The sequence below is a fragment of the Brevibacillus massiliensis genome, assembly GCF_000311785.1.
Taxonomy (GTDB): domain Bacteria; phylum Bacillota; class Bacilli; order Brevibacillales; family Brevibacillaceae; genus Brevibacillus_C; species Brevibacillus_C massiliensis.
The window spans coordinates 35,218-36,390 of record NZ_HE978552.1; the positions used below are offsets into that span (position 1 = coordinate 35,218).

1 protein-coding gene is annotated in these 1,173 nt (G+C 43.1%); it reads left to right on the top strand.

All coding sequences use genetic code 11. From position 1 onward, the window contains the following. Positions 1-825 precede the first annotated feature (825 nt). On the top strand, positions 826-1,173 hold a 348-nt coding region (locus HGBM_RS24045), incomplete at its 3' end, for a tyrosine-type recombinase/integrase (protein WP_026074633.1).

The following is a 1,173-nucleotide window of genomic DNA, read 5'->3' on the forward strand; positions in this document are numbered from 1 at the left end:
GTGGCCTGGATAACCGGCTTTATTTGCGGTGTCATCCTCACTATCTTTTATCAACTAGTTTGGAAGGATTTCAAGAGCAGATAAACGACTGTCCTCTAATCCGAGGACAGTCAAGCGTAAAAACCCTTATGTATCAAGGCTTCACAGCACACTGTACTTTTCTTCTGTAGTACATTAACTGTGGTTTCTGCTTACATTAACTCGGTTTTTGCATGCAATAATTACACAAAAGAAAAGAAAGTAAAAGAAAAGATATATATACTCGTGACACGTCACTCGTATGGAGAGTGATTTTTTTATTTCAGAGAAAGGAGAGATAGAGGTGATCACAACTGTCTGTGATGCTGGATGCAAAGAACAGTTCACGATCCATAACCTTCAGCAAAAGCATCTATCTGACGGAGTAGAGAAGTCGTACTTTGTCTGCCCGCACTGCCAGCATAAGTACGTGGCGTGCTATACAGACGATGAGGTTAGGAAGCTCCAGGGGAAGATCAGGGAGGTTCGTAGTCGGTTTGGAAACCGGAACTACGATCACAACCAACGCCGTAGGAAGCTAATACAGGCGTTTTACTCTATCGGCGGTATAGTTGGTTGGGCAACAAGATAGAAACGCTAGAAAAGGCTCAGAGAAGGCGAGAGGGGTATGTTTGACTGTGCGCTCAAAAGCCATTACGGAAGCATCCGATGTCGATAATTTTAAGGGCTCAAAATAACAAAATATAATATCTATTATCTTTTGAGTGTGGTATAATGTGTCTACATACTACTGAGGTTATTGAGCACGTTATCCCTTAAAAAACTCAAAAGATAATGGGTGATCGTATGCTAAATGAGTATTTTGCTCACTTGACGGCAACAGGCAAGAGTGAAAACACCATCAAAACTTATCGTAGACAACTGGATCAGTTCTTTCAATGGCTGGAGAAAAACAGCGACTGTATGGATCCGAGGAGTATCACGTCCATCGACGCTGTGGAGTACCGTCGGTATCTGCAGGGCGTGAAAGGGTTGAAACCTGCATCCATTAATACGGCTTTGGCGACGATAGAGGCTTTCTGTGTTTGGATGCAAAAGCAAGGGTACATAACCCATAATCCTCTTGCTGATGTCAAACGGGTTGAGCAGGTACAGGAAGCTCCGAAGTGGTTAAGCAAAAACGAAAAGTACCGT